The sequence below is a fragment of the Pseudomonas sp. Pseu.R1 genome (assembly GCF_045764065.1).
In the GTDB taxonomy this organism is placed as follows: Bacteria; Pseudomonadota; Gammaproteobacteria; order Pseudomonadales; family Pseudomonadaceae; genus Aquipseudomonas.
This window is the reverse complement of the sequence record NZ_JBJGEE020000001.1, coordinates 4,902,538-4,928,892: the sequence shown is the minus strand read 5'-3', so window position 1 is coordinate 4,928,892 and position 26,355 is coordinate 4,902,538. Positions and strand designations below refer to the sequence as shown.

Genomic DNA, 26,355 nt, shown 5'->3' with positions numbered 1-26,355 from the left:
TTAAACGGCCATCAGGTCCGCTTCTTTGTCATCCGTGGCCTTGGTGATCTGAGCCTCGAAGTCCTTGATCAGCTTGTCGATATCAGCGCTGGCGCGACGCTCTTCGTCTTCGCTGATTTCCTTGTCCTTGACCAGTTTCTTCAGGTCACCCATGGCGTCACGACGAATGTTGCGCACTGCGACGCGAGCGTCTTCGGCAGCACTGCGCGCCTGCTTGGTGAAGCCCTTGCGGGTCTCTTCAGTCAGCGGCGGCATGTTGACCAGCAGCAGCTCTCCCAGGTTGGTCGGGTTCAGATTCAGTCCAGCACTGGCGATGGCCTTGTCGATCGCCCCCAGCATGTTGCGCTCGAACGGGACAACTTGCAGCGTACGAGAGTCTTTCACGGTGACGTTGGCAACGCCGGTCAGCGGCGTGTCCGCACCGTAGTAAGGAACCATTACGGTTCCCAGCACGCTAGGGTGCGCCTTGCCAGTACGAATCTGGCCGAATGCGTGGTGCAGGGATTCCAGGGATTTCTGCATGCGCTCTTTAGCGTCTTTCTTGATGTCGTTGATCATTGTTCGCCTTCCTCGATCAAGGTTCCTTCCGCGCCGCCATGCACGATGTTCAGCAGGGCGCCGGGTTTATTCATGTTAAAGACACGCAGCGGCATCTTGTGGTCACGGCACAGACAAATGGCCGTCAGATCCATTACACCCAGCTTGCGATCCAGCACTTCATCATAAGTAAGATGATCGAACTTCTCGGCATGCGGGTCCTTGAATGGATCGGCAGTGTACACACCATCGACCTTGGTTGCCTTCAATACGACGTCGGCATCGATTTCGATGGCGCGCAGGCAAGCGGCCGAGTCGGTGGTGAAGAACGGGTTACCGGTGCCCGCCGCGAAAATCACCACTTCCTTGGCGTTCAGATGACGCATGGCCTTGCGACGATCATAGTGATCCGTCACGCCCACCATGGAAATAGCCGACATCACGATGGCCGAGATGTTGGCCCGCTCCAGCGCATCACGCATCGCCAGGGCGTTCATCACGGTCGCCAGCATGCCCATGTGATCACCCGTAACGCGATCCATACCGGCAGCGCTAAGGGCAGCACCGCGGAACAGGTTGCCACCGCCGATCACCAGACCGACCTGTACACCTATCCCTACCAGTTGCCCCACCTCCAGCGCCATGCGATCCAGCACTTTAGGGTCGATCCCGAACTCTTCGGACCCCATCAGGGCCTCGCCGCTAAGCTTGAGTAGAATGCGTTTATAGCGAGCTTGATAACCACTGCCCTGCTGAGCCATTGCGAATCTCTCCTGCGGCGTTTGAAAAAAAATCTTCTGAGCGGCGGGCCGTTTTCAGCCTGCGCTAACTCTAGCTATTCACTCGGGGTGTTGCAGCCTTGTGGGCCACCCGCCCGAAAAAAACAAATTCGTGCAGCCGTTTTGAAAAAGAGGCTGCGCGCGTGAGCGGGCAGCCTCTTTGGTCGACAGTTGAAAAACCGTCTTATTGCTTGCTGGCAGCAGCCACTTGAGCGGCAACTTCTTCAGCGAAGTTGTCAACTGGCTTCTCGATGCCTTCGCCGACTTTGAAGTAGGTGAAGGAAACGATTTCAGCACCGGCTTTCTTGGCCAGAGCACCAACGGTGACTTCAGGGTTCATGACGAACGCCTGCTCAACCAGGCTGGCTTCAGCCTTGAACTTGGCGATACGGCCAGCAACCATCTTCTCGGCGATGTCAGCAGGCTTGCCCTTCAGCTTTTCTTCGTTCAATTGCAGGAAGACGCCCTTCTCGCGCTCGATCGCTTCGGCGGAGATTTCTTCCGGCTTCAGGAACTCAGGGTTGCTGGCAGCAACGTGCATCGCGATGTTCTTGGCCAGCTCGCTGTCGCCGCCTTTCAGAGCGACAACTACACCAATCTTGTTGCCGTGCAGGTAAGCACCCAGAACGTCACCCTCGATACGGGCCAGACGACGGATGTTGACGTTTTCGCCGGTTTTGGCAACCAGAGCCAGACGAGCAGGCTCTTGCGCTTCGATCAGCGGCTCAACGGTGGTCAGCTTGTCAGCGAATGCTTTTTCGACGCTGGCAGCGACGAATGCCTTGAAGTCGTCCTGCAGAGCCAGGAAGTCGGTCTGAGAGTTGACCTCAACCAGAACGGCAACCTTGCCATCGCTCTTGACGCCGATGGAACCTTCAGCAGCCACGTTGCCTGCTTTCTTGGCAGCCTTGATGGCGCCCGATGCACGCATATCGTCAATGGCTTTTTCGATGTCGCCGCCAGCCTTGGTCAAGGCCTTCTTGCAGTCCATCATGCCTTCGCCGGTACGCTCGCGCAGTTCTTTGACCAACGCTGCAGTAATCTCTGCCATTTCAAAATCCTCTTTGGATAGGTCTTCAACCATTCCACCCGCCGAGCGGGCGTACAATTCTTGAAAAACCATGGTGACAGTTGCGCATGACAATCAGATCGATGGCAACGCCAAATGGTTTTCGAGGTGGCAAAAAGGGGGCTTAGCCCCCTTTTTGCGTACCGAGTGAACGCTAAGCGTCAATTACTCGGCAGCAGGTACAGCCGCTTCTTCAGCGTAAACTTCGGTGCCGCCAGCAACATTGTTGCGGCCACGGATAACGGCGTCAGCCATCGAACCCATGTACAGCTGGATGGCGCGAATGGCGTCATCGTTACCTGGAATGATGTAGTCAACGCCTTCCGGGCTGCTGTTGGTATCGACAACGCCGATGACCGGAATGCCCAGCTTGTTGGCTTCGGTGATCGCGATGCGCTCGTGATCGACGTCGATGACGAACAGTGCGTCTGGCAGACCGCCCATGTCCTTGATACCGCCCAGGCTGCGATCCAGTTTTTCCAGATCGCGAGTGCGCATCAGCGCCTCTTTCTTGGTCAGCTTGGCGAAGGTGCCGTCTTCAGACTGAACTTCCAGCTCGCGCAGACGCTTGATCGAAGCACGAATGGTTTTGAAGTTGGTCAGCATGCCGCCCAACCAGCGGTGATCGACGTACGGCGAACCGCAACGTGCTGCTTCTTCAGCAACGATCTTGCCAGCGGAACGCTTGGTGCCGACGAACAGAATCTTGTTTTTGCCCTGAGCCAGACGCTCTACGAACGTCAGCGCGTCGTTGAACATTGGCAGGGTTTTTTCAAGGTTGATGATGTGGATCTTGTTACGCGCGCCGAAAATGTACTTGCCCATTTTCGGGTTCCAGTAACGGGTCTGGTGGCCGAAGTGCACACCGGCCTTCAGCATATCGCGCATGTTGACTTGGGACATGATAGTTCCTTGATAAGTCGGGTTAGGCCTCCACGTATCCCAATGACCAACCAGCGGCAAGAGCCGAGGGCACCCAGGTCATCGTGTCGACACGTGTGTGGGGTTTAGGCTTTCGGGGCATACCCCGTAAAGCGGCGCATTTTATATCACAAAAGACTGAATAACGGAACCCGTAATAAGATTCTGTTTTCTCGACGCTTTTGCACCCGGCGCGCTATCGGGCGGCATACTCTGCCAGCTTCCATATGAAGACGCGATGATCACCCGCCCGGCGGTGGTCTGATAGAATCCCGTTTTTCCGTGTTTAGCTGCGGCCTTGCCGCGCCGAGAGAGCCTTGTATGACCGTTACCATCAAAACCCCTGAAGACATCGAGAAGATGCGCATCGCCGGTCGTCTGGCCGCCGAAGTTCTGGAAATGATCGGGGCGTACGTCAAGCCTGGCGTCACCACCGACGAGTTGGACCGCATCTGCCACGACTACATCGTCAATGAGCAGAAGGCCATCCCGGCTCCGCTCAATTACAAGGGCTTTCCGAAATCCATCTGTACCTCGATCAACCATGTCGTCTGCCACGGCATTCCGAACGAGAAGCCGCTGAAGGAAGGTGATGTACTGAACATCGACGTGACCGTGATCAAGGACGGCTACCACGGCGACACCAGCAAGATGTTCCATGTCGGCAAAGTGCCCGAGTGGGCTGAACGTCTGTCGAAGATCACCCAGGAATGCATGTACAAAGGCATCGAACTGGTCAAGCCGGGTGCGCACCTGGGCGACATCGGTGAAGTGATCCAGAAGCATGCCGAGAAGAATGGCTTTTCCGTGGTTCGCGAATACTGCGGTCACGGTATCGGCAAAGTGTTTCATGAAGAACCGCAGGTCCTGCACTACGGCAAGGCCGGTACGGGCATGGAGCTGAAAGAAGGCATGACCTTCACCATCGAGCCGATGATCAACCAGGGCAAGGCCGACACCCGCCTGCTGGGTGATGGCTGGACAGCCATTACCAAGGACCGCAAGCTCTCGGCGCAGTGGGAACACACCATTCTGGTGACCGCCACCGGCTATGAAATCTTCACGCTGCGAAGCGACGACACAATCGCCCGCACCTCTGCCTGATCAACTTCGTCCGATTCGGCCTATATATAGAAGGAAAGCAGTTCGATGCCGCAAGTGGACCCAGATTTGTTTGATCGTGGCCAGTTTCAGGCCGAACTGGCACTCAAGGCCAGCCCCATCGCCGCCTTCAAGAAAGCCATCCGCCAGGCACGCGAGGTGCTGGATGAGCGTTTTCGCGCAGGCCGGGAGATTCGTCGACTGATCGAAGACCGGGCCTGGTTCGTCGATAACATTCTGCAACAAGCCTGGGAACAGTTCGATTGGAGCGAAGACGCCGACATCGCACTGTTGGCGGTCGGTGGCTACGGTCGTGGCGAACTGCACCCCTATTCCGATATCGACTTGCTGATTCTGCTGGACAGCGCCGACCATGAGATTTTCCGGGACTCCATCGAGCGTTTTCTGACGCTGTTGTGGGACATCGGTCTGGAAGTCGGTCAGAGCGTGCGCTCGGTGGACGAATGCGCCACTGAAGCGCGGGCCGACCTGACGGTGATCACCAACCTGATGGAAAGCCGCACCATCGCCGGTCCCGAGCACCTGCGCCAACGTATGCTGGAAGTCACCAGCACCTCCGAGATGTGGCCGAGCAAGGAGTTCTTTCTCGCCAAGCGCGCCGAACAGAAGACCCGCCATCACAAGTATTTCGACACCGAGTACAACCTTGAGCCCAACGTCAAAGGCTCGCCCGGCGGCCTGCGCGACATTCAGACCATCCTCTGGGTAGCCCGCCGTCAATACGGCACGCTTAACCTGCACGCACTGGCCGATCAGGGCTTCTTGCTGGAAAGCGAACATGCCCTGCTCGCCTCGTCTCAGGAATTTCTGTGGAAAGTGCGCTACGCGCTGCACATGCTCGCCGGTCGTGCGGAGGACCGCCTGCTGTTCGATTATCAAACCAATATCGCGCGCCTGCTGGGATACCAGGACAGCGACGCGAAGTTGGCCATCGAACGCTTCATGCAGAAGTATTACCGCGTAGTGATGAGCATCGCCCAGTTGAGCGACCTGATCATTCAGCATTTCGAAGAAGAGATCCTGGCGGACGATCAGGGCTCTGTCACCGAATCGATCAACTCACGCTTCCAACTGCACGACGGCTACATCGAGGCGACCAACCCGAACGTCTTCAAGCGCACGCCGTTCGCGATTTTGGAGATTTTCGTGCTGATGGCCCAGCACCCGGAAATCAAGGGCGTCCGTGCCGACACCATTCGCCTGCTGCGCGAACATCGGCACCTGATCAACGACGATTTCCGCAACGATATTCGCAATACCAGCCTGTTCATCGAACTGTTCAAGTGCGAGATCGGCATTCACCGCAATCTGCGGCGAATGAACCGCTACGGCATTCTGGGCCTCTACCTGCCCGAGTTCGGGCACATCGTTGGGCAGATGCAACACGACCTGTTCCACATTTATACGGTCGATGCCCACACGCTCAACCTGATCAAACACCTGCGCAAGCTCCAGTACACGCAGATGTCGGAAAAATTCCCGCTAGCCAGCAAGCTGATGGGCAAGCTGCCCAAGCCGGAACTGATCTATCTCGCGGGCCTGTACCACGACATCGGTAAAGGCCGCGGTGGCGATCACTCGGAACTGGGCGCGGTCGACGCCGAGGCGTTTGGCATTCGCCATCATCTGCCGAACTGGGACACCCAACTGATCGTCTGGCTGGTGCAAAACCATCTGGTGATGTCGACCACCGCCCAGCGCAAGGACTTGTCCGATCCACAGGTGATCCACGACTTCGCCCAGTTCGTAGGCGACGAAGTGCATCTGGACTACCTCTATGTGCTGACCATCGCCGACATCAACGCGACCAACCCGACCCTCTGGAACTCCTGGCGCGCCAGCCTGCTGCGCCAGTTGTATACCGAGACCAAGCGCGCCCTGAAACGCGGTCTGGAAAACCCGGTCGATCGCGAAGAACAAATCCGTCGCACGCAAAGCGCCGCGCTGGATATTCTGGTACGCAATGGCACAGACCCCGACGACGTCGAGCAATTGTGGTCGCAACTGGGCGATGATTATTTCCTGCGCCACACGGCAGGCGATGTGGCCTGGCACAGCGACGCCATTCTCCAGCAACCCGCCGACGGCGGCCCGCTGGTGCTGATCAAGGAAACCACGCAACGAGAATTCGAAGGCGGCACGCAGATTTTCATCTATGCCCCCGACCAACACGATTTCTTCGCCGTGACCGTGGCGGCAATGGACCAGTTGAACCTGAACATCCACGACGCCCGAGTCATCACCTCGACCAGCCAGTTCACCCTCGACACCTACATTGTGCTCGACAGCGACGGCGGCCCGATCGGCGATAACCCGGAGCGGATCAAAACCATTCGCGAAGGTCTGACCGAAGCGTTGCGCAACCCTGACGACTACCCGACGATCATCAAACGCCGGGTGCCGCGCCAGCTCAAGCACTTTGCCTTCGCGCCGGTGGTGACGATTTCCAATGATGCGCAACGGCCGGTGACCGTGCTTGAACTGAGCGCGCCGGACCGCCCGGGCTTGCTGGCCCGCATTGGCAAAATATTCCTGGAATTCGACCTGTCGCTGCAGAACGCCAAGATTTCCACTCTGGGCGAGCGCGTAGAAGACGTGTTCTTTCTCACCGACGAGAAAAATCAGCCGTTGTCCGATCCTCAACTGTGCAGCCGATTGCAGGACGCCATCGTCCAGCAACTGAGCGTCAACCAGGAGCCTGGCAGCGAACTGCGCATCAGCATTTGAACGCCCTGAAAATTCGATTCATCGGCGCCGGATGCAACAACGCCCGGCGCCCCGCTCTCCGAGAACGACTGCTCATGAACAATGCTTTGCAACAGCTTCAGCCCTACCCGTTCGAAAAACTGCGCGCCCTGCTGGGCAGTGTCACACCGAACCCGGACAAACGCCCGATAGCCCTGTCCATTGGCGAGCCGAAGCACACCTCCCCCGAATTCGTCGCCAAGGCACTGGCCGACAACCTGGACAAGATGGCGGTCTACCCGACGACAGCGGGCATCCCCGCGCTGCGTGAAGCCATCGCAGGCTGGTGCGAACGCCGCTTCAGCGTGCCGCAAGGCTGGCTGGACGCGGGCAAGCACGTACTTCCGGTCAATGGCACCCGAGAAGCACTGTTCGCGTTCACTCAAACCGTGGTCAACCGCAGCGATGACGGTCTGGTGGTCAGCCCCAACCCCTTCTATCAAATCTACGAAGGCGCAGCGTTCCTCGCGGGCGCCAAGCCGCACTACCTGCCCTGCCTGGTAGAACACGGCTTCAACCCGGACTTCGACGCCGTACCGGCTGACATCTGGAAGCGCTGCCAGATTCTGTTCCTCTGCTCGCCAGGCAACCCGACCGGCGCGCTGATTCCGCTGGAAACCCTGAAAAAGCTCATCGCACTGGCCGACGAACACGACTTCGTCATTGCCGCCGATGAATGCTACAGCGAACTGTACTTTGACGAAGGCACCCCGCCGCCAGGTCTGCTGACTGCCTGCGCCGAACTGGGTCGCGAGGATTTCAAGCGCTGCGTGGTCTTCCACAGCCTGTCCAAACGCTCCAACCTGCCAGGGCTGCGTTCCGGCTTCGTGGCGGGTGACGCCGAGATTCTCAAGGGGTTTCTGCTGTATCGCACCTACCACGGCTGCGCGATGCCGGTTCAGACTCAACTGGCGAGCATCGCCGCCTGGAACGATGAAGCCCACGTACGCGCCAACCGTGACCTGTACCGCGAGAAATTCGACGCAGTGCTGGAGATCCTCTCCCCCGTGATGGACGTACAACGTCCTGACGGCAGTTTCTACCTGTGGCCTAACGTCGGCAGCGATGACGCTGCGTTCTGCCGCGACCTGTTCGAAGCGGAACACGTGACGGTAGTACCAGGCTCTTATCTGTCCCGCGACGTTGATGGCGCCAACCCCGGTGCAGGGCGTGTTCGCATGGCATTGGTTGCGTCATTGTCCGAATGTGTGGAGGCGGCAGAACGCATTCGAAACTTCGTGAAAACCCGCTGACCGCTCGACGCTGAAACGGCATCAACCCTCGAAAGGGCTGTCCGCTAACGGTCAGCCCTTTTTATATGCGTTTATCGCAGCACGTTGAAAATCGGCTTCGTGGAGGAATCGATCGACAATGCATTGACCATTGGCGAGTGGGCGTGAATTTAACATTGAGCGAGAAAGACAAGTCGTTCATGCGCCTGGCCTATCCGCGAAACCGACCCGTTCGTATAAAACACCGAAAATCATCACGCTATACATATGTACGGCAACTCGCTGAATTCAAAGGATTATTCTTTCGTGACTCAAGGCATTGTCTGCAACAAGCAGGCAGTGCCCTCACCTCGAAAGGACTCGACCATGAAAACCGCGCTTTACCTTTGCAACACGTCTCACCACGTAGACCTGAAAGCTGCCTACGACGCCGCCATCAACGAAAACCCGGCCAACGCCCAGATCACGCCCAGCTATCTCACAGAGCATCAATCTTCGGATCGGGACTCGCGCATCGTGACCTCATTCACCAAATACTGGGCCCGCGGTCGGACGCTCAAAATACGCTTTCTGGAAAAAAGCCCCGCTTACCTGCAGCAGCTATTTTTCGACACAGCGAGCCAGTGGCTCCCGCACATCAATCTCAAGTTCGAGCTGGTGACATCAGGAGATGCAGAGATACGTATCTCGCTTGCGCAGCCGTTTCATGCCAGCGCCGTAGGGACTGACGCCCTGCTTGCGTACCATGATCAGTCGGTCCCGACGATGGGGTTCAATCTGACCAGCCTGGTCGACGCCCAGAAACTCATCAAACAGCAGGGAAAACCCTCTGCCGGATTCGATATCCGCACCGTACTCAGCGCCGACTTCGATCGGGTCGTTCTACACGAATTCGGGCACGCACTGGGTGCCGAGCACGAACATCAACACCCCAACGCAAACATCCCATGGGACGAACAGAAAGTGCTGAGCGATTTCGCCGCCAGAGGCATGAGTGAAGCCTTCATCCGCAAGAACATCCTGGATCGCTACGAAGCTGCCGACTTTTCCTACTCAGAATATGACCAGGAATCTGTGATGCATTACAACGTGCCCGAAAAACACACACTCGGCAGTTTCCGGATCGACAATACCGGCAAAACGTTGAGCGAGAAGGACAAAGCCTTCATGAAGGCCATTTACGGCGACCGACAGAACGATCGCGGTCCATTTGATTGAGCTCGTCGTCACTTGACGACACCCAAATTGGCCTCACTCAGATCAAGTTCAGCAAGTATCAGACGCAGCACGTCATCGCCAATCTTGCGGTGACGGTGCAAGCTGTACAACTCCAGACGTTGGGCACGCAGAGCATTAATTCGCATGCGCTTCTCCAGCTGATCCATCTGGAATGCCAGTGCCTGGGCTTCTGCGGTGTCGTTGAAAATTTCGAGCCGATGGCGGTACTCGGACATGATGCGCGACTTCACTTCTGTCGCGAGCACCGCCTGGGCCGCATCGGGCGAGCCGGTCGCCCCTGGGACGTCTTCGCTTTCCAGCGTCTTGATCGCCGCTTGAGCAGTCAACTTCCATGCGTCGCGCACTTCGCGCTTCAGACGAAGATCAGGCTCGCTGACCAGACCGCGCAACAACAGCGGAAGGCAGACGCTTGCCACCACCAGCGACAACAGAATGACCCCGGCGGCGATGAAGATCAGCAGGTCCCGCTCGGGAAACTCGACCCCGGCGGCGATCAGCATGGGTACCGACAACGTACCGGCCAGCGTCACGGCACCGCGCACGCCCCCTACCGTCAGCAACAACGCAGAACGGGCAGACAGCTCAAGAGCGCCATCACTCTGCCCACGCCAGCGCCTGAATTGCACCATCAGTCGCCAAACGCTGCGTACCCAGACATAGCGCAAAATGGCCAGCACGATGAAGATCGCCAAGACATCCAGCCAACGCCAGAGTAACGCTGGCCAGAGTGTCACTTCCTGATGCGTGACGGCGCTGACAATGTCCGGTAACTGCAATCCGAGCAGCAGAAAAATGAGTCCATTGAACGCGAATTCCAGAAGGGTCCACACGCTGCGATTGAGTAGACGGGTGCTGGTCTGGCGCGGCAGCAGATCGACCCAACTCTGCATCATCCCCGCCGCGACGGCAGAGAGAATGCCCGACACCTCAAGTCGCTCCGCTAACACATAGGCCGCAAAGGGCAGCAACAACATGAACACGACATGGGTTGCCGGATCGTCCCAGCCCCGGGTGATCATCCAACTGCGAAAGCGCCCCACCACCCAGCTCAGCACCACCCCGACAGCCAGCCCACCAACGGCCACCAAAATGAACGTCAGACTGGCATCGGTCAGGGAAAACACCCCCGTGATCGCGGCCGCCAGTGCGAACTTGAAGGTCACAAGGCCCGACGCATCGTTCATCAGCGCCTCACCCTGCAACATGCGCATGATGGGCGCGGGCAATCGGTCCTGTGCAATGGCGGAGACCGCGACGGCGTCTGTCGGCGACAGCACGGCGGCCAGCGCAAATGCCACCGGCAGCGGAACACTGGGCAGCAACCAGTGAATGAAGTATCCCGCACCGATGACCGTGAAAATCACCAACCCCACCGCAAGTGTCAGGATCGGACCGCGATAGTGCCAAAAGTCGCGCTTGGGCATGCGCCAGCCATCCGAGAACAGCAGTGGCGGCAGAAACAGAAAAAGAAACAGCTCCGGGTCAAGCGCCACATGCAGGCCCAGCGTCGGCCATGCGAGCAAGGCTCCCGCCGCAATCTGGACCAGCGGCAGAGGCAGCGGGATCACTCGTGCCAACAAACGTGAGACCCCTACCAGCGTCAACAGAATCAGGACGGTATAGGCGGTCTGCATTGCGTTTTTCCCCAAACGAGCGACATGTGACTGTTGCCCGGAGTCACTCCGGGTACAGCGTCGAAGTGCCATATTAGCGGCTTAAGCTGCCCTCTCGGGTTAATACATAGGTCTTAACGCGCACAAAAACACTCGCCAGAAGACACAAAGCTTCGGCGGGCCGCACCCAAGCCCGCTGTACGTGGCATAATCCGTCACCGTTTTTTTCGCAATCCCAAAGGGGGCAAGCTCATGGCTGACAAAACGTTGCACCTGTTCGGGATCAAAGCCTGCGACACCATGAAAAAGGCCCGCACCTGGCTCGATGAAAAATCGGTGAACTACGATTTCCACGACTACAAGACGCTGGGCATCGACCGCGAACACTTGACCCAGTGGTGCAACGAGCACGGCTGGGAAACGGTGCTGAACCGCGCGGGCACGACCTTTCGCAAGCTGGATGAGGCGCAGAAAGCCGACCTCGACCAGAACAAGGCGATTGAGCTGATGCTCGCCCAACCCTCGATGATCAAGCGCCCGGTGCTGGATCTCGGTGGCAAGACCCTGATTGGCTTCAAACCTGACCTGTACGCAGCGGCTATCGCCTGATTGAGATAGCCCCAAAATGAGAGGAATTTCCATGTCCACTTCCCTGTTCAGCCTGGCCTTCGGCGTCGGCACTCAAAACCGCCAAGGCGCCTGGCTGGAAGTTTTCTACGCCCTGCCCCTGCTCAACCCTTCGGCTGAAATCGTTGCCGCTGTTTCGCCAATTCTGGGTTACACCGGTGGCAACCAGGCCATCGCGTTCACCACCGACCTGGCCTCGAAACTGGCCGAATCACTGAAGTCGGTCGACGCTGCACAAGCCGCGCTGCTGACCCGCCTGGCTGAAAGCCACAAGCCGCTGGTTGCCACGCTGCTGGCCGAAGACGCCGCGCTGACCTCCACGCCCGAGGCTTACCTCAAGCTGCATCTGCTGTCCCATCGTCTGGTCAAGCCGCACGGCCTGAGCCTGGCCGGTGTGTTCCCGCTGCTGCCAAACGTGGCCTGGACCAGCCAGGGCGCCATCGACCTGAGCGAGCTGGCAGAGCGTCAACTGGAAGCACGCCTCAAAGGCGAGCTGCTGGAAGTGTTCTCCGTCGACAAATTCCCGAAAATGACCGACTACGTCGTACCGGCCGGTGTGCGTATCGCTGACACCGCACGCGTTCGCCTGGGCGCTTACATCGGCGAAGGCACCACCGTCATGCACGAAGGTTTTGTCAACTTCAACGGCGGCACCGAAGGTCCGGGCATGATCGAAGGTCGTGTGTCGGCAGGCGTGTTCGTCGGCAAGGGTTCAGACCTGGGCGGCGGTTGTTCGACCATGGGCACCCTGTCGGGTGGCGGCAACATCGTGATCAAGGTCGGCGAAGGCTGCCTGATCGGCGCGAACGCCGGTATCGGCATTCCGCTGGGTGACCGCAACACCGTGGAAGCCGGTCTGTACATCACCGCAGGCACCAAAGTGGCGCTGCTGGATGAGAAGAACGAGCTGGTCAAGGTCCTCAAAGCCCGTGATCTGGCCGGTCAGCCTGACCTGCTGTTCCGTCGCAACTCGCAAACCGGCGCCGTGGAATGCAAATCCCACAAGTCGGCCATCGAGCTGAACGAAGCGCTGCACGCTCACAACTGATCGAATCTGAGGGCCAGTTCATTCGCCAGACGGGCACATCCGACACAGGCGTGTCGGATGATTCAGCCTCTCGCGAATGAATTCGCTCCCACAGGTGAGAGAGTCAACTTTTCATGTCCCTTATTTCTCCGTGGCGCGCTGACTTCCCCGCTCTCGATGCCTTAGAACGGCAAGGCCAGACCTATCTGGACAGCGCCGCCACTGCACAAAAACCTCAAGCCCTGATCGACGCCCTGGCCCATTACTACGGCAACGGCGCTGCCAATGTGCACCGTGCCCAGCATCTACCCGGCGCCATGGCCACGCAGGCGTTTGAGGACACCCGCCACAAGGTCGCCGACTGGTTGAACACAGGCTCGTCCGGGCACATCGTGTTCACCCATGGCGCCACCTCGGCCTTCAATTTGCTCGCCTACGGGCTGGAGCATCTGTTTGAGGCGGGCGACGAGATCGTCATCAGTGCCCTGGAACATCACGCCAACCTGCTGCCTTGGCAGCAACTGGCCAAACGTCGTGACCTGAAACTGGTCATTCTGCCGCTGACGCGCGAAGGCGTTATCGATCTGAGTGCCGCCACTTCACTGATCAACCCGCGAACTCGTTTGCTGGCGGTCAGCCAACTGTCCAACGTGCTCGGCACCTGGCAGCCAGTCAGCGAACTGATGACGATGGCGAGGGCGCACAACGCGCTGACCGTGATCGACGGCGCTCAGGGCGTGGTACATGGCCGCCACGACGTGCAGGCGCTGGGTTGTGATTTTTATGTGTTCTCCAGCCACAAGCTGTACGGCCCGGATGGGGTTGGCGTTCTGTTCGGTCGTCATCAGGCTTTGGCGCACTTGCAGCATTGGCAGTTTGGCGGCGAGATGGTCTTGCAGGCCGGCTATCAGGACGCGACGTTCCGCCCTGCTCCATTGGGTTTTGAGGCCGGTACGCCACCGGTTTCCGGGGTGATCGGTCTGGGCGCAACCCTCGACTATCTGAACGATGTCAATCAAGTGGCCGCCGCTGAACATGAAGCCCGACTGCATGAGCTGCTGTGTGCAGGTCTGCGTCTGCGCGAGGGTGTGCGACTGGTCGGTGCACCTCAGGTGGCACTGGCGAGCTTCGTCGTTGATGGCGTGCACAACGCAGACCTCGCGCATCTGCTGACCGAGCAAGGCATCGCCGTCCGCGCAGGGCACCATTGCGCAATTCCCCTGATCAGCAGTCTGGGCCTGTCGGGCGCAATTCGGGTGTCGCTGGCGCTGTACAACGATTCAGAGGATCTGGAGCGCTTCTTCAATGCGCTGGATCAGGCGCTGGAGCTGTTGCGATGAGCCTGCCCGTTGACGCACAGACCGCCCTCGACACCTTCAACGCGTCGCTCAGTTGGGAGCAACGCGCACGCCTGTTGATGCAATGGGGCGAGCGTTTGCCCGCGTTGGCAGATGACGAAAAAACCGATGAGCACCTGGTCGACGGTTGCGAAAGCAAGGTATGGCTGCTGGGGGATGTGATCGACGGCCATTGGCAGTTTCGCGCCGCCAGCGACGCCCGTTTGGTTCGCGGACTGGTGGCGTTGCTGCTGGCGCGGGTCAACGGGTTGTCCGCTGACGACTTGCAACAAGTCGATATGAATGATTGGTTCAATCAGTTGGGTCTGAGCCGCCAGCTCTCGCCATCACGCAGCAATGGGTTGAATGCCGTACTGCAGAAGATGCGGCAACTGGCGGGTTGACCACATAGAGGCTGACACCATCCGCCCCTGTGGGAGTGAGCTTGCTCACGAGGCACTGGCAGATTCAGCGGATTTACATCGCTTGGAACACAGTCTTCGTGAGCAAGCTCACTCCCACAGAGGTCACGTTGGCGCACCAACAGGATTCGACCCGACCGCTCCTCCGTTCAGGACTGAACCGGGTCCTGCGACTTCACCCGCTCCGACGGACGCCGCGCACCCGCCACGATTTTCTCCACGGCCTTGGTGGCCGCGACCATGCCGAAGGTCGCCGTCACCATCATCACGGCTCCGAAACCGCCCGTGCAGTCAAGCTTGACGCCCTCTCCAACGAAACTCTTCTGCAAACAAACGCTGCCGTCAGGCTTGGGATAACGCAGTTGTTCGGTGGAAAACACACACGGCACGCTGTAATGCCGGGTCACGGTGCGGGAAAAACCATAATCGCGACGCAAGGTCGAGCGGACTTTTGAAGCCAACGGGTCGTTGTAGGTGCGGTTCAAATCGCAGACCTGAATCTGTGTCGGGTCAATCTGCCCGCCCGCGCCACCCGTGGTGATGATCTGGATCTTGCGGCGCTTGCACCAGGCGATCAGCGCTGCCTTGGCGTTGACGCTGTCGATGCAGTCAAGCACGCAATCGATGTCGGGGGTGATGTATTCGGCCATGGTTTCGCGGGTGACGAAATCTGCGACGGCGTGCACCACGCAATCAGGGTTGATCTCGCGGATGCGCTGCGCCATCACCTCGACCTTGGATTGACCCACAGTGCTGGTCAACGCGTGCAACTGGCGGTTGCTGTTGCTGACGCAAACGTCGTCCAGGTCGAACAGCGAAATCTCGCCCACACCACAGCGGGCCATGGCTTCCGCTGCCCACGACCCCACGCCGCCAATGCCAACCACCGCCACATGGGACGCGCGCAGGCGTTCGAGGCCCTCAACGCCGTACAGACGAGCGACGCCAGCAAACCGTGGATCTTCTGTGCTCATGACCAATACCCCAAAAAACCGGCGCGCATTATAGGCCTTGTACGGGATTGGGACAGCTGTTTGGTCGGGGTGTTTGCTCTGATCGTTCGACGGCGGCCTTTGATCCACTGTTTTGCTTTAAGATACCTGCCGTTTTGTAGGAGCGCGCTTGCCCGCGATGGTGGGTCAGTCAGCAATAGACCACTTGATGCAGCATTCGCGGGCAAGCGCGCTCCTACAGCGTCAACACTCTCATTTGCGCGGACTTTTCATGACAGCCCCAGCCGATCTTTCGCCCACTCTGCAACTCGCCTGCGACCTGATCCGTCGCCCATCGGTCACGCCGCTCGACGCCGATTGTCAGGCCGTGATGATGAAACGCCTGGGCGATGCCGGTTTCATGCTAGAGCCGATGCGCATCGAAGACGTCGACAACTTCTGGGCCACCCACGGCACACAAGATGGCCCGGTGCTGTGCTTCGCCGGCCACACCGACGTGGTGCCGACAGGCCCGGTGAAAGCCTGGCAGAACGACCCGTTCGATGCACTGATCGACGAAAACGGCATGCTCTGCGGCCGTGGCGCAGCGGACATGAAAGGCAGTCTGGCGTCGATGATCATCGCCACCGAGCGTTTCGTCGCTGATTACCCGAACCACAAAGGCAAAGTCGCGTACCTGATCACCAGCGACGAAGAAGGCCCGGCCCACCACGGCACCAAAGCCGTCGTCGAGCGACTGGCCGCGCGCAATGAGCGTCTGGACTGGTGCATCGTCGGCGAGCCGTCGAGTACGACGCTGGTGGGCGATGTGGTCAAAAATGGCCGTCGCGGCTCGTTAGGCGCCACCTTGACCGTAAAAGGCGTGCAGGGCCACGTGGCCTATCCGCACCTGGCCAAGAACCCGATTCATCTGGCCGCCCCGGCGCTCGCCGAACTGGCCGCCGAGCACTGGGACGAGGGCAACGCGTTCTTCCCGCCAACCAGCTTCCAAATCTCCAACCTCAACTCGGGGACTGGCGCGACCAACGTAATTCCGGGTGATCTGACGGCGGTGTTCAACTTCCGCTTCTCCACCGAATCGACGGTCGAAGGCCTGCAGAAACGCGTGGCCGACATTCTCGACAAACACGGGCTGGACTGGCACGTGGAGTGGGCACTGTCGGGCCTGCCGTTTTTGACCGAGCCAGGCGCGCTGCTCGATGCCGTGTCCTCCAGCATCAAAGACGTGACCGGTCGTGAAACCAAGGCTTCCACCAGCGGCGGCACCTCCGATGGCCGTTTCATCGCCACCATGGGTACGCAAGTCGTCGAGCTCGGCCCGGTCAACGCGACGATCCATCAGGTCAACGAACGCATCCTGGCCAGCGATCTCGACGTGCTCACCGAGATCTACTACCAGACGCTAGTCAAGTTGCTCGCCTGATGCTGACCTGCCCAATCTGCTCTGCCCCGCTCGACACAGCGGACAACGGCGTGGTGTGCCCGGTGGGCCACCGCTTCGACCGCGCCCGTCAGGGGTATTTGAACCTGCTGCCAGTGCAGCACAAGAACAGCCGCGACCCCGGTGACAATCAGGCGATGGTCGAGGCGCGCCGGGACTTTCTCAACGCCGGGCATTACGCCCCGGTGGCGAAACGTCTGGCGCAACTGGCGGCTGAACGTGCGCCTGCGCACTGGCTGGACATCGGCTGTGGCGAGGGCTACTACACCGCGCAAATCGCCGATGCCCTGCCCACCGCCGACGGCTACGCGCTGGACATCTCCCGAGAAGCGGTCAAACGCGCCTGCAAGCGCAACCCGCAACTGACCTGGTTGATCGCCAGCATGGCCCGCGTGCCACTGCCGGACGCCAGCATTCAGTTCATCGCCAGCGTGTTCAGCCCGCTGGACTGGGACGAGGCCAAGCGCCTGTTGTCGCCAGGCGGTGGCCTGATGCGCGTAGGACCGACCAACGAACACCTGATGGAATTACGTCAGCGCCTGTACGACGAAGTTCGCGACTACGCCGATGACAAGCACTTGGCGCTCGTCCCTGAAGGCATGCGCCATGCCCACAGCGAAACCCTGCGCTTCACGCTGACGCTGATCGACGGCCAGGCCCGCGCCAACCTGCTGGCCATGACGCCCCACGGCTGGCGCGCCAGCGCCGAACGCCGGGCCAGCGTCATTGAACAGGCCGAGCCGTTCGAGGTCACGGTGTCCATGCGCTACGATTATTTCGTTCGGCACTGACCGAAACACTTTACGAGGCCCCCATGCGCCAACCCGATATCGAGATTTACTTGAAAGACGCCGACGTGGACCACAAGGCGATCACCGCCTGGCTGAGCGCCGATATCGGCCCCTGCAGCGAGTGGGTCCAACGCGGCCAGACCTGGAAGTGCAGGGCAGGCGACATCCCCGTGACCTGGATTCCCAAGGCCGTGGGCAAATGGAACAGCCTGTGCCTGGACAGCGACGACACCCCGTGGGACGACGACATCGCCTGCGCCCGCGCGGCCTTCAAGGCCATGAACGTCGAAGTGCGTTGCGCACCGGGGACGTGGGTTGAGGAAGAAAGCGAAGAAGACGCCGACCGCTGGATCCGCATCAGCGCCGATGGTGAGGAAGAGATTACCTGGCGTACGTCGTAAGGCATCGCTGTCGACTGTGGGAAGCTCTATGTTGACGGGTCAACTGCATTCGCCACCAAGGCGGCTCCCACAAGGATCGCGCCGGATCCTGACCTCCTGCTCGACGCCTAACCTCTGGGAGCCGGCTTGCTGGCGAATGTGCCAGACCATTCACCCTTGTGCTGAATGACACGCCGCTCTCGCCAGCAAGTTGGCTCCCACAGGGTTTAACGCCGTGTCCTACGGCGAGCCGCTTTGCCCATCCCCGCCATATCCGGCACACTGACCGCTTCGTGGGCCATGGCCCCTCAGCGCAGAATTCGTATGACCCGTTCCCCGTTTCGCCGTCTTGTCTTCGGCACCCTGCGTCGCCTGCTGTACCTGTGGGTGCGTTCGGAGACGATCAATCAATCGTCCTTCACCCTCAATCTGGACCGCAGCCGCCCGGTGTTTTACGCGCTGCAAAGCCCTTCACTGGCCGACCTGGCCGTGCTCGACCGGGAATGCGTCAAAGCCGGTCTGCCGCGCCCGGTCCTGCCCGTAGCGGTGGGCAATCTCACCGAGCCCGCAGCGTTTTTCTACCTGACGCCGGAGCCGGACTGGCTCGGCCGTCAAGACAAACGCGGTGCGCCCCCGACGCTTGAGCGGCTGGTGGGCGCGGTGTCGCAGAGCGCCACTGAAGACGCGCAGATCATCCCGGTCAGTGTGTTCTGGGGTCAGTCACCGGACAAGGAAGACAGCCCGTGGAAACTGTTGTTCGCCGACAGTTGGGCCGTCACGGGCCGCCTGCGCAAGTTCATCACCATCCTGATTCTGGGCCGCAAGACCCGGGTGCAGTTTTCCGCGCCGATTCACCTGCGTGAGCTTGTCGACGAGAACAAGGGGTACGAGCGCACCGTACGCATGGCTCAACGGCTGCTGCGCGTGCATTTCCGCAATCTGAAAGCCGCGGTCATCGGCCCCGACATTTCCCACCGTCGCAATATGGTCAAAGGCCTGATCAACGATCCGCTGGTCAAGCAGGCCATCCTCGATGAAGCCACGCGGGAGAACATCCCTGAAGCCAAGGCCCGGGAAAAAGCCCTGCATTACGGCAACGAAATTGCCTCGGACTACACCTATACCGCCATCCGCTTTCTGGAAGTGGTGCTGAGCTGGTTCTGGAACAAGATCTACGACGGCATCAAGGTCAACCACATCGAAGGCGTGCAGGACGTCGCGCAGGGCAACGAGATCATCTATGTGCCCTGCCATCGCAGCCATATCGACTATCTGCTGCTGTCCTATCTGCTGTTCCGCAATGGCCTGACCCCACCGCACATCGCGGCAGGCATCAACCTCAACATGCCGGTGATCGGCGGCCTGCTGCGCCGTGGCGGCGCGTTTTTCATGCGTCGCACGTTCAAGGGCAACCCGCTGTACACCGCCGTATTCAACGAATACCTGCACACCTTGTTCACCAAGGTTTTTCCGGTGGAATACTTCGTTGAAGGCGGGCGCTCACGCACCGGGCGCATGTTGCAGCCCAAGACCGGCATGCTCGCAATCACGATGCGCAGCTACCTGCGCAACTCGCGTACGCCGATCGTCTTCGTGCCGGTTTACATCGGTTACGAGCGGGTGCTCGAAGGCCGTACCTATCTGGGCGAGTTACGCGGCGCGGCGAAGAAGAAAGAATCGATCTTCGACATCTTCAAAGTCATCGGCGCGCTCAAACAGCGCTTCGGTCAGGTCGCGGTCAACTTCGGCGAGCCGATCAAACTGGCTGAATTCCTCGACCACGAACAACCCGACTGGCGTACCCAGGAACTGGGGCCGGTGTTCAAGCCTGCGTGGCTGAACGAAACCACCCATCGCCTTGGTGAACGCGTGGCCCGTCATCTGAACGAGGCCGCCGCCATCAACCCGGTGAACCTGGTGGCGCTGGCATTGCTGTCCACCAACAAACATGCGCTGGACGACCAGGCACTGGTTCGCGTGCTCGACCTTTATCTGACCCTGTTGCGCAGCGTGCCCTACTCGCCGCACACCACGCTGCCGGAAGGGGATGGCCGTGAGTTGATCGAGCACGTGAAGGGCATGGACCTGTTGTCCGAACAGAAAGACGCGCTGGGCAGGATTCTGTATCTGGACGAGCAAAATGCCGTCCTGATGACCTACTACCGCAACAACGTGTTGCACATCTTTGCGTTGCCATCGCTGCTGGCGAGTTTCTTCCAGAGTTCGTCGCGCATGAGCCGAGAACAGATTCTGCGATTTGCCCGCGCGCTGTACCCGTACCTGCAATCGGAGCTGTTCATTCGCTGGTCGCTGGATGAACTGGATGAGGTCATCGATCAATGGCTGGCCGCGTTCGTGGAACAGGGCCTGCTGCGATTCGAGAACGACGTGTACCTGCGCCCGGCGCCCAGCTCGCGGCACTTTGTCCTGCTGACCTTGCTGTCACGCTCCGTGGCGCAAACCCTGCAACGTTTCTACATGGCGATCTCGTTGCTGCTCAACAGCGGCCAGCACACGCTCACCGCCGAAGAACTGGAAGACCTGTGCACGATCATGGCTCAGCGCCTGTCTATACTTCACGGTCTGAACGCCCCGGAATTCTTCGACAAGAGCCTGTTCCGGCACTTTATTCAGACCCTGCTGGATCAGGGCGTACTCACCAAGGACGAGAGCGGAAAACTGGGCTATCACGAGTTGCTCGGCGAGTTGGCCGAGGGAGCGGCCAAGCGGGTGTTGTCAGCTGAAATCCGATTGTCGATCCGTCAGGTGGCACTGCATCGCGAGGATGAGGTCCTAGATCCAGGCCCGATTGGCTGAGGCCTGATCTTGTACATTCGGGATACCGGAGCCGAACGCAGTTCCTGTGGGAGCCGGCTTGCTGGCGAAAGCGCTGGGTCAGTCAGGGATAAATTGACTGACAGATCGCATTCGCCAGCAAGCCGGCTCCCACGGGGGAAGCGAGTCAATCAGGACGATCGCGGCGTTATTTCACCGATGACGCATCCACGAAGCCACAAGGAGACTCACCCCATGAAACAGCTTTTCCTCGCCCTCGCCGCCTCACTGCTGGCCGCCTGCGCCGGTCACACACCGGACAACCTGCCCGGTACGGTCGATGGCGAAGTGTTCTACCTCCAACGCATGGCCTTGCCGCCCACCGCCACGTTGAAAGTCAGCTTGCAAGACGTCTCACTGGCCGATGCCCCCGCGCAAACGCTGGCCAGTCAGAGCGGCCCGATCAAAGGCCAGGTTCCGCTGCCGTTCCATCTGACTTACGATCAGAAACAAATCAAGCCGGGCCACACCTACGCGGTCAGCGCACGCATTGAGGTCGACGGCAAACTGCTGTTGATCAGCACCGAACGCTATACCGTGGACCTGACGCTGGAAGAAAAGCCGCCGATCAAGATCCGCGTGAACCCGGCGAACTAACACGCTTACTACATGATGAAAAGGACACTCCCCATGCTGCTTCGCACCCTCTCGTTCACTGGCCTGTGCGCTGGACTGTTGCTGTCGGCCAACGCCTTCGCACTCTCTTTGGGTGACCTGTCGCAATCCGATGCAACGGGCGGGCTGAAGGACGCGCTGACACAGGGCGCGCAGATCGCCGTCAAGCAACTGGGCGTGCCTGGCGGCTTCAGCAACAACAAGGATGTACGTATCGAGTTGCCAGGCAAGCTGGGCAAAGTGGCGAGCAAAATGAAGCTGCTGGGTATGGGCTCTCAGGTTGATCAACTGGAAACCAGCATGAACCAGGCGGCCGAGGCCGCAGTACCGCAGGCTCAGGCGATTCTGGTCGATGCCGTGAAGAAGATGAGCGTAGCGGATGCCAAAGGCGTGCTGACCGGCGGCAAAGATTCCGCGACCCAATACCTGAACAAATCCAGCCGCGAGCAGATCCGCGCCAAGTTCCTGCCGATCGTCAAGCAGGCCACCGACAAAGTGGGCCTGGCGCAGCAGTACAACGCGTTTGCAGGCAAGGCAGCAGGTCTGGGCGTGGTCGATGCCAAAGACTCCAACATCGAAGGCTACGTGACTGAAAAGGCGCTGGATGGCCTGTTCGAGATGATCGCCAAACAGGAAGAAAGTATTCGCTCCAACCCGGCCGGTGCTGCCACCAGCCTTGCGAAGAAGGTATTTGGCGCACTGTAATCGCCTGACCGCCAACCGACACAAAAAGCCCCGACACCGCAAAGTATCGGGGCTTTTTGTTAAGCGATCAGAGGTGCAGCCAGGCCATGACACCCAGCAGAATGCTCACACCACCCGCACCATAGGAGACCTTTTGCAGCCATTCCTTGCGGGTGAGCAAGGTGATCGCCGCCAGCGAAATGGCCATCTGAATTGCCATCATCGCTTGCGCCCACCGATGGTGGGAGTGCAGCACTCGCTCGGACTTCTCGTCCCATTCCTGCGCCTGAACTTCCAGCGCCTCGGCTTTCACCTTCGCCGCTTCCTTGTCCGCCTTGTAACGCTGCACCTCGGCGACGTAATGCGCGGCGTCCATTCCGGGAATGTGGCTGGCAAGGTCGGCGAGGTTTTCACGGCTGGACTTGGCCTGATAGTAATTCCACTGATTCGAAGCCTCGGTCTTCTTGATCGCTGCGTTGTTCTTGTCCATCGCCGCTTCGCTTTCAGTGGAACCGGCCTGATAACTGAGCAGCGCACCCACCGTCGCCATGATCGCGGTCATTACGGCGATCTTTCCGGCAAAGCTGTCGCCGCTTTTGTGCGCATGCTCGACATGGTGCTCGTGGGGGCTGGGGACTTCGAAAGATTCGGACATGGACTTCTATCGCCTGAAACGATGTTGACGCGGATGGTGCTTGAGCAGCCGGAGGCTGGCGGGGCGAATATAGGAGAAAACCGCCGAGGCGAGAAGCACGGCGGTGAGTTTGTTCAGGCAACAGAAAGGGAGTGCTATGGCGTGTACACGGTACTCTGCCTCCAAACGTGCCCCTGTAGCAGTCCGGCTTGCCGGCGGTGGCGATTTAAAAGACGCCACCGCCGGCAAGCCGGACTTCTACAGAGGTGTTTCAGTTAGGCGTCTGCTTCTTCACCCTGAACCACGCCGCATATAGCGCTGGCAAAAACAGCAGCGTCAGCGCCGTCGCCACGATCAATCCCCCCATGATCGCCACTGCCATCGGCCCAAAGAACACGCTGCGCGACAGCGGGATCATCGCCAGTACCGCCGCAAGCGCAGTAAGGACGATGGGGCGGAAGCGGCGAACAGTCGCTTCGATAATCGCCTGCCAGCGATCAAGCCCTGCGGCGATGTCCTGCTCGATCTGGTCCACCAGGATCACCGAGTTGCGCATGATCATCCCGGACAGCGCGATGGTGCCCAGCATTGCCACGAAGCCGAACGGCTGACGGAAGATCAACAGAAACAGCGTCACACCGATCAAACCCAGCGGCGCTGTCAGAAACACCATGAAGGTGCGTGAGAAACTGCGCAGCTGGATCATCAGTAACGTCAGCACCACCACGATGAACAACGGCACACCGGCGTTCACCGAGTTCTGGCCCCGGGTCGAGTCTTCGACCGTGCCGCCGACTTCGAGCAGGTAACCATCGGGCAATTGTGCGCGCACGCCCTCAAGCGTCGGCAGGATCTGATTGACCAGGGTCGCCGGTTGCTCCTTGCCATAAATGTCGGCGCGAATGGTCACGTTGGGCAGACGATTGCGATGCCAGATGATGCCTTCCTCGAAGCCGTATTCCAGCGTCGCGACCTGGGACAACGCCACGCTGGCGCCGTTGGCCGTCGGTACTGACAGACTCGCCAACCCGCCCAGCGCATGACGCTCCTGTTCGGTGCCGCGCAACAGGATTTCGATCAGTTCGTCGTCTTCGCGGTACTGGCTGACGCTGGAACCGGTCAACTGACTTTGCAGGAAGCGCGACAGGTCGGCCGTGGTCACGCCCAAGGCCCGCGCCCGGTCCTGATCAACGTTGAGATACACCACTTTGCTCGGTTCCTCCCAGTCCAGGTGCACGTTGACCACATGGGGGTTTTCGCGAACCTTGGCCGCGACTTTGCGCGCCAGCGCCCGCACCTCGTCGATGTGCTCACCGGTCACCCGAAATTGCACCGGATAGCCCACGGGGGGACCGTTTTCCAGACGTGTAACCCGAGGACGCAGCATCGGGAACTGCTCATCCAGCGTCTGAATCAGCCAGGTGCGCAGGGCTTCGCGGTCCTCGATGGTTTTCGCCAGCACGACAAACTGCGCAAAGCTGGCGGCAGGCAGTTGCTGGTCCAGCGGCAGGTAGAAACGCGGCGAGCCGGTGCCGACATAGGCCACGTAATTCTCGACGCCCGCGTGGTCCTTGATCATGCCCTCAAGGCGCTTGACCTGCTCTGCCGTATTGCTCAGCGACGCGCCTTCAGCGAGCTTCAGATCGACCATCAACTCCAGTCGTCCCGAGGCCGGAAAGAACTGTTGCGGGACGAAACGGAAGCTAAAAATCGACAGCACGAACAAGGCAATGGTCAGCACGATAACCGTCTTGCGCCGACGCACACACCAGCCCACCAGCGCTCGAACCTTTTTATAAAACGGCGTGCCGTAAGGGTCTGGCGCATCCGGGCCTGAGCCGTGTTTAGCCGCATGAATCCTGGCCAGATCCGGCAGCAGGCGCTCGCCCAGATACGGCACGAACACCACCGCAGCCACCCACGAGGCGAGCAGTGCAATGGTCACCACCTGAAAGATCGAGCGGGTGTATTCACCCGTGCTGGACTGCGCGGTGGCAATCGGCAGGAACCCGGCCGCAGTGATCAGCGTGCCGGTCAGCATGGGAAACGCGGTACTGGTCCAGGCGAAGGCTGCGGCCTTGAGACGGTCGTAGCCCTGTTCCATTTTGATCGCCATCATTTCCACAGCGATGATCGCGTCGTCCACCAGCAGCCCCAGCGCCAGCACCAGCGCGCCGAGGGAAATCTTGTGCAGGCCGATGCCGAGGTAATACATGGTGGCGAAGGTCATCGCCAGGACCACGGGAATCGCCAGCGCCACCACCATGCCAGTGCGCACGCCGAGGGAGAAGAAGCTCACCAGCAGCACGATACCCAACGCCTCGGCGAGCACCTGAACGAATTCGCCCACGCTGGTCTTCACCGCCGCCGGTTGATCAGAGACCTTGCGCAGCTGCATGCCCGCCGGAAGGTTGTTTTGCAAACGCGCGAACTCGCCTTCCAGCGCGCGGCCGAGTACCAGGATGTCGCCGCCGTCCTTCATCGCCACGGCCAGCCCGATAGCGTCCTGCCCCATAAAACGCATACGCGGCGCAGGAGGGTCATTGAAGCCACGACGCACATCGGCCAGATCGCTGATGCGGAAGGTGCGGTCGCCGACCCGGATCGGGAAATTGCGAATTTCGTCGACGGTCTGGAAGCGTCCGGTCACCCGCAACTGCACGCGCTCGCTGGGGGTCTCGAAAAAGCTCGCTGCGACCACCGCGTTCTGCGCTTCCAGCGCCTGTTGAACCGCAGACAACGGTAGGCCAAGGGTAGCGAGTTTGACGTTCGACAGCTCGATCCAGATCTTCTCGTCTTGCAGGCCGATCAGCTCGACCTTGCCCACATCCTTCACCCGTTGCAACTGGATCTGGATACGGTCGGCGTAATCCTTCATGACCGCGTAATCGAAGCCCTCCCCCGTCAGCGCGTAGATGTTGCCGAAGGTGGTGCCGAATTCGTCGTTGAAGAATGGGCCTTGTACACCCGTGGGCAAAGTCTGGCGGATGTCACCGATCTTCTTGCGGATCTGATACCACAGCTCGGGCAACTTGGCCGAGACCAGCGAGTCCCGTGCCATGAACGTCACCTGAGACTCGCCGGGCCGCGAAAACGAGACGATGCGCTCGTAATCGCCGGTTTCCATCAGCTTCTTTTCAATCCGGTCGGTGACCTGACGCGCCACTTCCTCGGCGCTGGCACCCGGCCAGAGCGTGCGAATCACCATGGCTTTGAAGGTAAACGGCGGATCTTCACTCTGCCCCAGCTTGGTGTAGGACAACGCTCCGACCACGGCCAGAAGAATCATCAAATACAGGACCATCTGCCGGTTGCGCAGCGCCCATTCGGAGAGGTTGAAACGCATCCGTGC

At 59.7% G+C, this 26,355-nt stretch carries 22 protein-coding genes; 14 read left to right on the top strand and 8 right to left on the bottom strand.

The features are described 5' to 3' along the window. The 4 genes from frr to rpsB form a co-directional block, all read right to left on the bottom strand. Positions 1 to 558 carry a ribosome recycling factor gene (frr, locus tag ACI5GA_RS22425; protein ID WP_404637509.1) on the bottom strand — a complete coding sequence of 186 codons (558 nt, stop codon included), beginning with the start codon at positions 556 to 558 and terminating at the stop codon, positions 1 to 3. After that, positions 555 to 1,298 (bottom strand): UMP kinase, encoded by a 744-nt coding sequence (pyrH, locus tag ACI5GA_RS22420; protein ID WP_019692086.1) that lies wholly within the window; start codon positions 1,296 to 1,298, stop codon positions 555 to 557. The genes frr and pyrH overlap by 4 nt, the downstream gene beginning before the upstream one ends. A gap of 202 nt (positions 1,299 to 1,500) precedes the next feature. Further along, positions 1,501 to 2,367: a translation elongation factor Ts gene (gene tsf / locus ACI5GA_RS22415; protein ID WP_400596905.1), complete on the bottom strand. Its 867-nt coding sequence runs from the start codon at positions 2,365 to 2,367 to the stop codon at positions 1,501 to 1,503. A 183-nt stretch (positions 2,368 to 2,550) separates the two neighbouring features. Next, positions 2,551 to 3,288, bottom strand: a complete 738-nt coding sequence (gene rpsB, locus ACI5GA_RS22410) for a 30S ribosomal protein S2 (RefSeq protein WP_108235765.1) — start codon at positions 3,286 to 3,288, stop codon at positions 2,551 to 2,553. 339 nt (positions 3,289 to 3,627) lie between these two features. Here rpsB and map point away from each other — a divergent pair, with 339 nt between their 5' ends. The 4 genes from map to ACI5GA_RS22390 all read left to right on the top strand — a co-directional run bounded on the left by map (position 3,628) and on the right by ACI5GA_RS22390 (position 9,623). After that, on the top strand, positions 3,628 to 4,410 hold the full coding sequence (gene map / locus ACI5GA_RS22405) for a type I methionyl aminopeptidase (RefSeq protein ID WP_404637506.1): 783 nt from the start codon (positions 3,628 to 3,630) through the stop codon (positions 4,408 to 4,410). A gap of 45 nt (positions 4,411 to 4,455) precedes the next feature. Further along, positions 4,456 to 7,155 carry a [protein-PII] uridylyltransferase gene (locus ACI5GA_RS22400; protein ID WP_404637504.1) on the top strand — a complete coding sequence of 900 codons (2,700 nt, stop codon included), beginning with the start codon at positions 4,456 to 4,458 and terminating at the stop codon, positions 7,153 to 7,155. A 74-nt stretch (positions 7,156 to 7,229) separates the two neighbouring features. After that, positions 7,230 to 8,426: a succinyldiaminopimelate transaminase gene (gene dapC, locus ACI5GA_RS22395; RefSeq protein WP_421424292.1), complete on the top strand. Its 1,197-nt coding sequence runs from the start codon at positions 7,230 to 7,232 to the stop codon at positions 8,424 to 8,426. A 345-nt stretch (positions 8,427 to 8,771) separates the two neighbouring features. Next, complete coding sequence (locus ACI5GA_RS22390) at positions 8,772 to 9,623, top strand: matrixin family metalloprotease (RefSeq protein ID WP_421424290.1); 852 nt, start codon at positions 8,772 to 8,774, stop codon at positions 9,621 to 9,623. A gap of 8 nt (positions 9,624 to 9,631) precedes the next feature. Here the strand turns inward: ACI5GA_RS22390 and ACI5GA_RS22385 are convergent, their stop codons facing one another. Then, a complete protein-coding gene (locus tag ACI5GA_RS22385; protein ID WP_421424289.1) occupies positions 9,632 to 11,278 on the bottom strand; it encodes a Na+/H+ antiporter in 1,647 nt (548 codons plus the stop codon). Between the two features lie 231 nt (positions 11,279 to 11,509). Between ACI5GA_RS22385 and ACI5GA_RS22380 the strand changes: the two genes are divergently transcribed. The 4 genes from ACI5GA_RS22380 (at position 11,510) to ACI5GA_RS22365 (ending at position 14,652) form a co-directional block, all read left to right on the top strand. Beyond that, positions 11,510 to 11,866: an ArsC family reductase gene (locus ACI5GA_RS22380; RefSeq protein ID WP_404637496.1), complete on the top strand. Its 357-nt coding sequence runs from the start codon at positions 11,510 to 11,512 to the stop codon at positions 11,864 to 11,866. Positions 11,867 to 11,897: 31 nt separating this feature from the next. Then, entirely contained in the window at positions 11,898 to 12,932 is a 1,035-nt protein-coding gene (dapD, locus tag ACI5GA_RS22375) for a 2,3,4,5-tetrahydropyridine-2,6-dicarboxylate N-succinyltransferase (RefSeq protein WP_421424288.1), read from the top strand. 113 nt (positions 12,933 to 13,045) lie between these two features. After that, positions 13,046 to 14,251, top strand: coding sequence for an aminotransferase class V-fold PLP-dependent enzyme (locus tag ACI5GA_RS22370; protein ID WP_421424287.1), 1,206 nt, complete (start codon positions 13,046 to 13,048; stop codon positions 14,249 to 14,251). Next, positions 14,248 to 14,652, top strand: coding sequence for a SufE family protein (locus tag ACI5GA_RS22365; protein WP_421424286.1), 405 nt, complete (start codon positions 14,248 to 14,250; stop codon positions 14,650 to 14,652). The genes ACI5GA_RS22370 and ACI5GA_RS22365 overlap by 4 nt, the downstream gene beginning before the upstream one ends. A gap of 167 nt (positions 14,653 to 14,819) precedes the next feature. On the opposite strand, the gene tcdA is transcribed toward ACI5GA_RS22365, so the two are convergent. Further along, on the bottom strand, positions 14,820 to 15,644 hold the full coding sequence (gene tcdA, locus ACI5GA_RS22360; protein WP_421424285.1) for a tRNA cyclic N6-threonylcarbamoyladenosine(37) synthase TcdA: 825 nt from the start codon (positions 15,642 to 15,644) through the stop codon (positions 14,820 to 14,822). Between the two features lie 250 nt (positions 15,645 to 15,894). Here tcdA and dapE point away from each other — a divergent pair, with 250 nt between their 5' ends. The 6 genes from dapE (at position 15,895) to ACI5GA_RS22330 (ending at position 22,390) form a co-directional block, all read left to right on the top strand. Next, positions 15,895 to 17,046 (top strand): succinyl-diaminopimelate desuccinylase, encoded by a 1,152-nt coding sequence (gene dapE, locus ACI5GA_RS22355; RefSeq protein ID WP_421424284.1) that lies wholly within the window; start codon positions 15,895 to 15,897, stop codon positions 17,044 to 17,046. Next, the gene (locus tag ACI5GA_RS22350; protein ID WP_404637484.1) at positions 17,046 to 17,855 is read left to right on the top strand and encodes a putative RNA methyltransferase; all 810 of its coding nucleotides are present in this window, start codon (positions 17,046 to 17,048) and stop codon (positions 17,853 to 17,855) included. Before dapE ends, ACI5GA_RS22350 begins: the two co-directional genes overlap by 1 nt. Before the next feature lie 23 nt (positions 17,856 to 17,878). Then, the gene (locus tag ACI5GA_RS22345) at positions 17,879 to 18,256 is read left to right on the top strand and encodes a hypothetical protein (protein WP_421424283.1); all 378 of its coding nucleotides are present in this window, start codon (positions 17,879 to 17,881) and stop codon (positions 18,254 to 18,256) included. A gap of 303 nt (positions 18,257 to 18,559) precedes the next feature. Next, on the top strand, positions 18,560 to 21,052 hold the full coding sequence (gene plsB / locus ACI5GA_RS22340; protein ID WP_421424282.1) for a glycerol-3-phosphate 1-O-acyltransferase PlsB: 2,493 nt from the start codon (positions 18,560 to 18,562) through the stop codon (positions 21,050 to 21,052). Positions 21,053 to 21,265: 213 nt separating this feature from the next. Continuing rightward, complete coding sequence (locus ACI5GA_RS22335) at positions 21,266 to 21,667, top strand: YbaY family lipoprotein (RefSeq protein ID WP_404637478.1); 402 nt, start codon at positions 21,266 to 21,268, stop codon at positions 21,665 to 21,667. Positions 21,668 to 21,700: 33 nt separating this feature from the next. After that, complete coding sequence (locus tag ACI5GA_RS22330) at positions 21,701 to 22,390, top strand: DUF4197 domain-containing protein (RefSeq protein WP_404637476.1); 690 nt, start codon at positions 21,701 to 21,703, stop codon at positions 22,388 to 22,390. Positions 22,391 to 22,457: 67 nt separating this feature from the next. Here ACI5GA_RS22330 and ACI5GA_RS22325 read toward each other — a convergent pair whose 3' ends face one another. Further along, complete coding sequence (locus ACI5GA_RS22325) at positions 22,458 to 23,024, bottom strand: DUF4337 domain-containing protein (protein ID WP_404637474.1); 567 nt, start codon at positions 23,022 to 23,024, stop codon at positions 22,458 to 22,460. A 250-nt stretch (positions 23,025 to 23,274) separates the two neighbouring features. After that, positions 23,275 to 26,349 (bottom strand): efflux RND transporter permease subunit, encoded by a 3,075-nt coding sequence (locus ACI5GA_RS22320; RefSeq protein WP_404637472.1) that lies wholly within the window; start codon positions 26,347 to 26,349, stop codon positions 23,275 to 23,277. Positions 26,350 to 26,355: the final 6 nt, after the last annotated feature.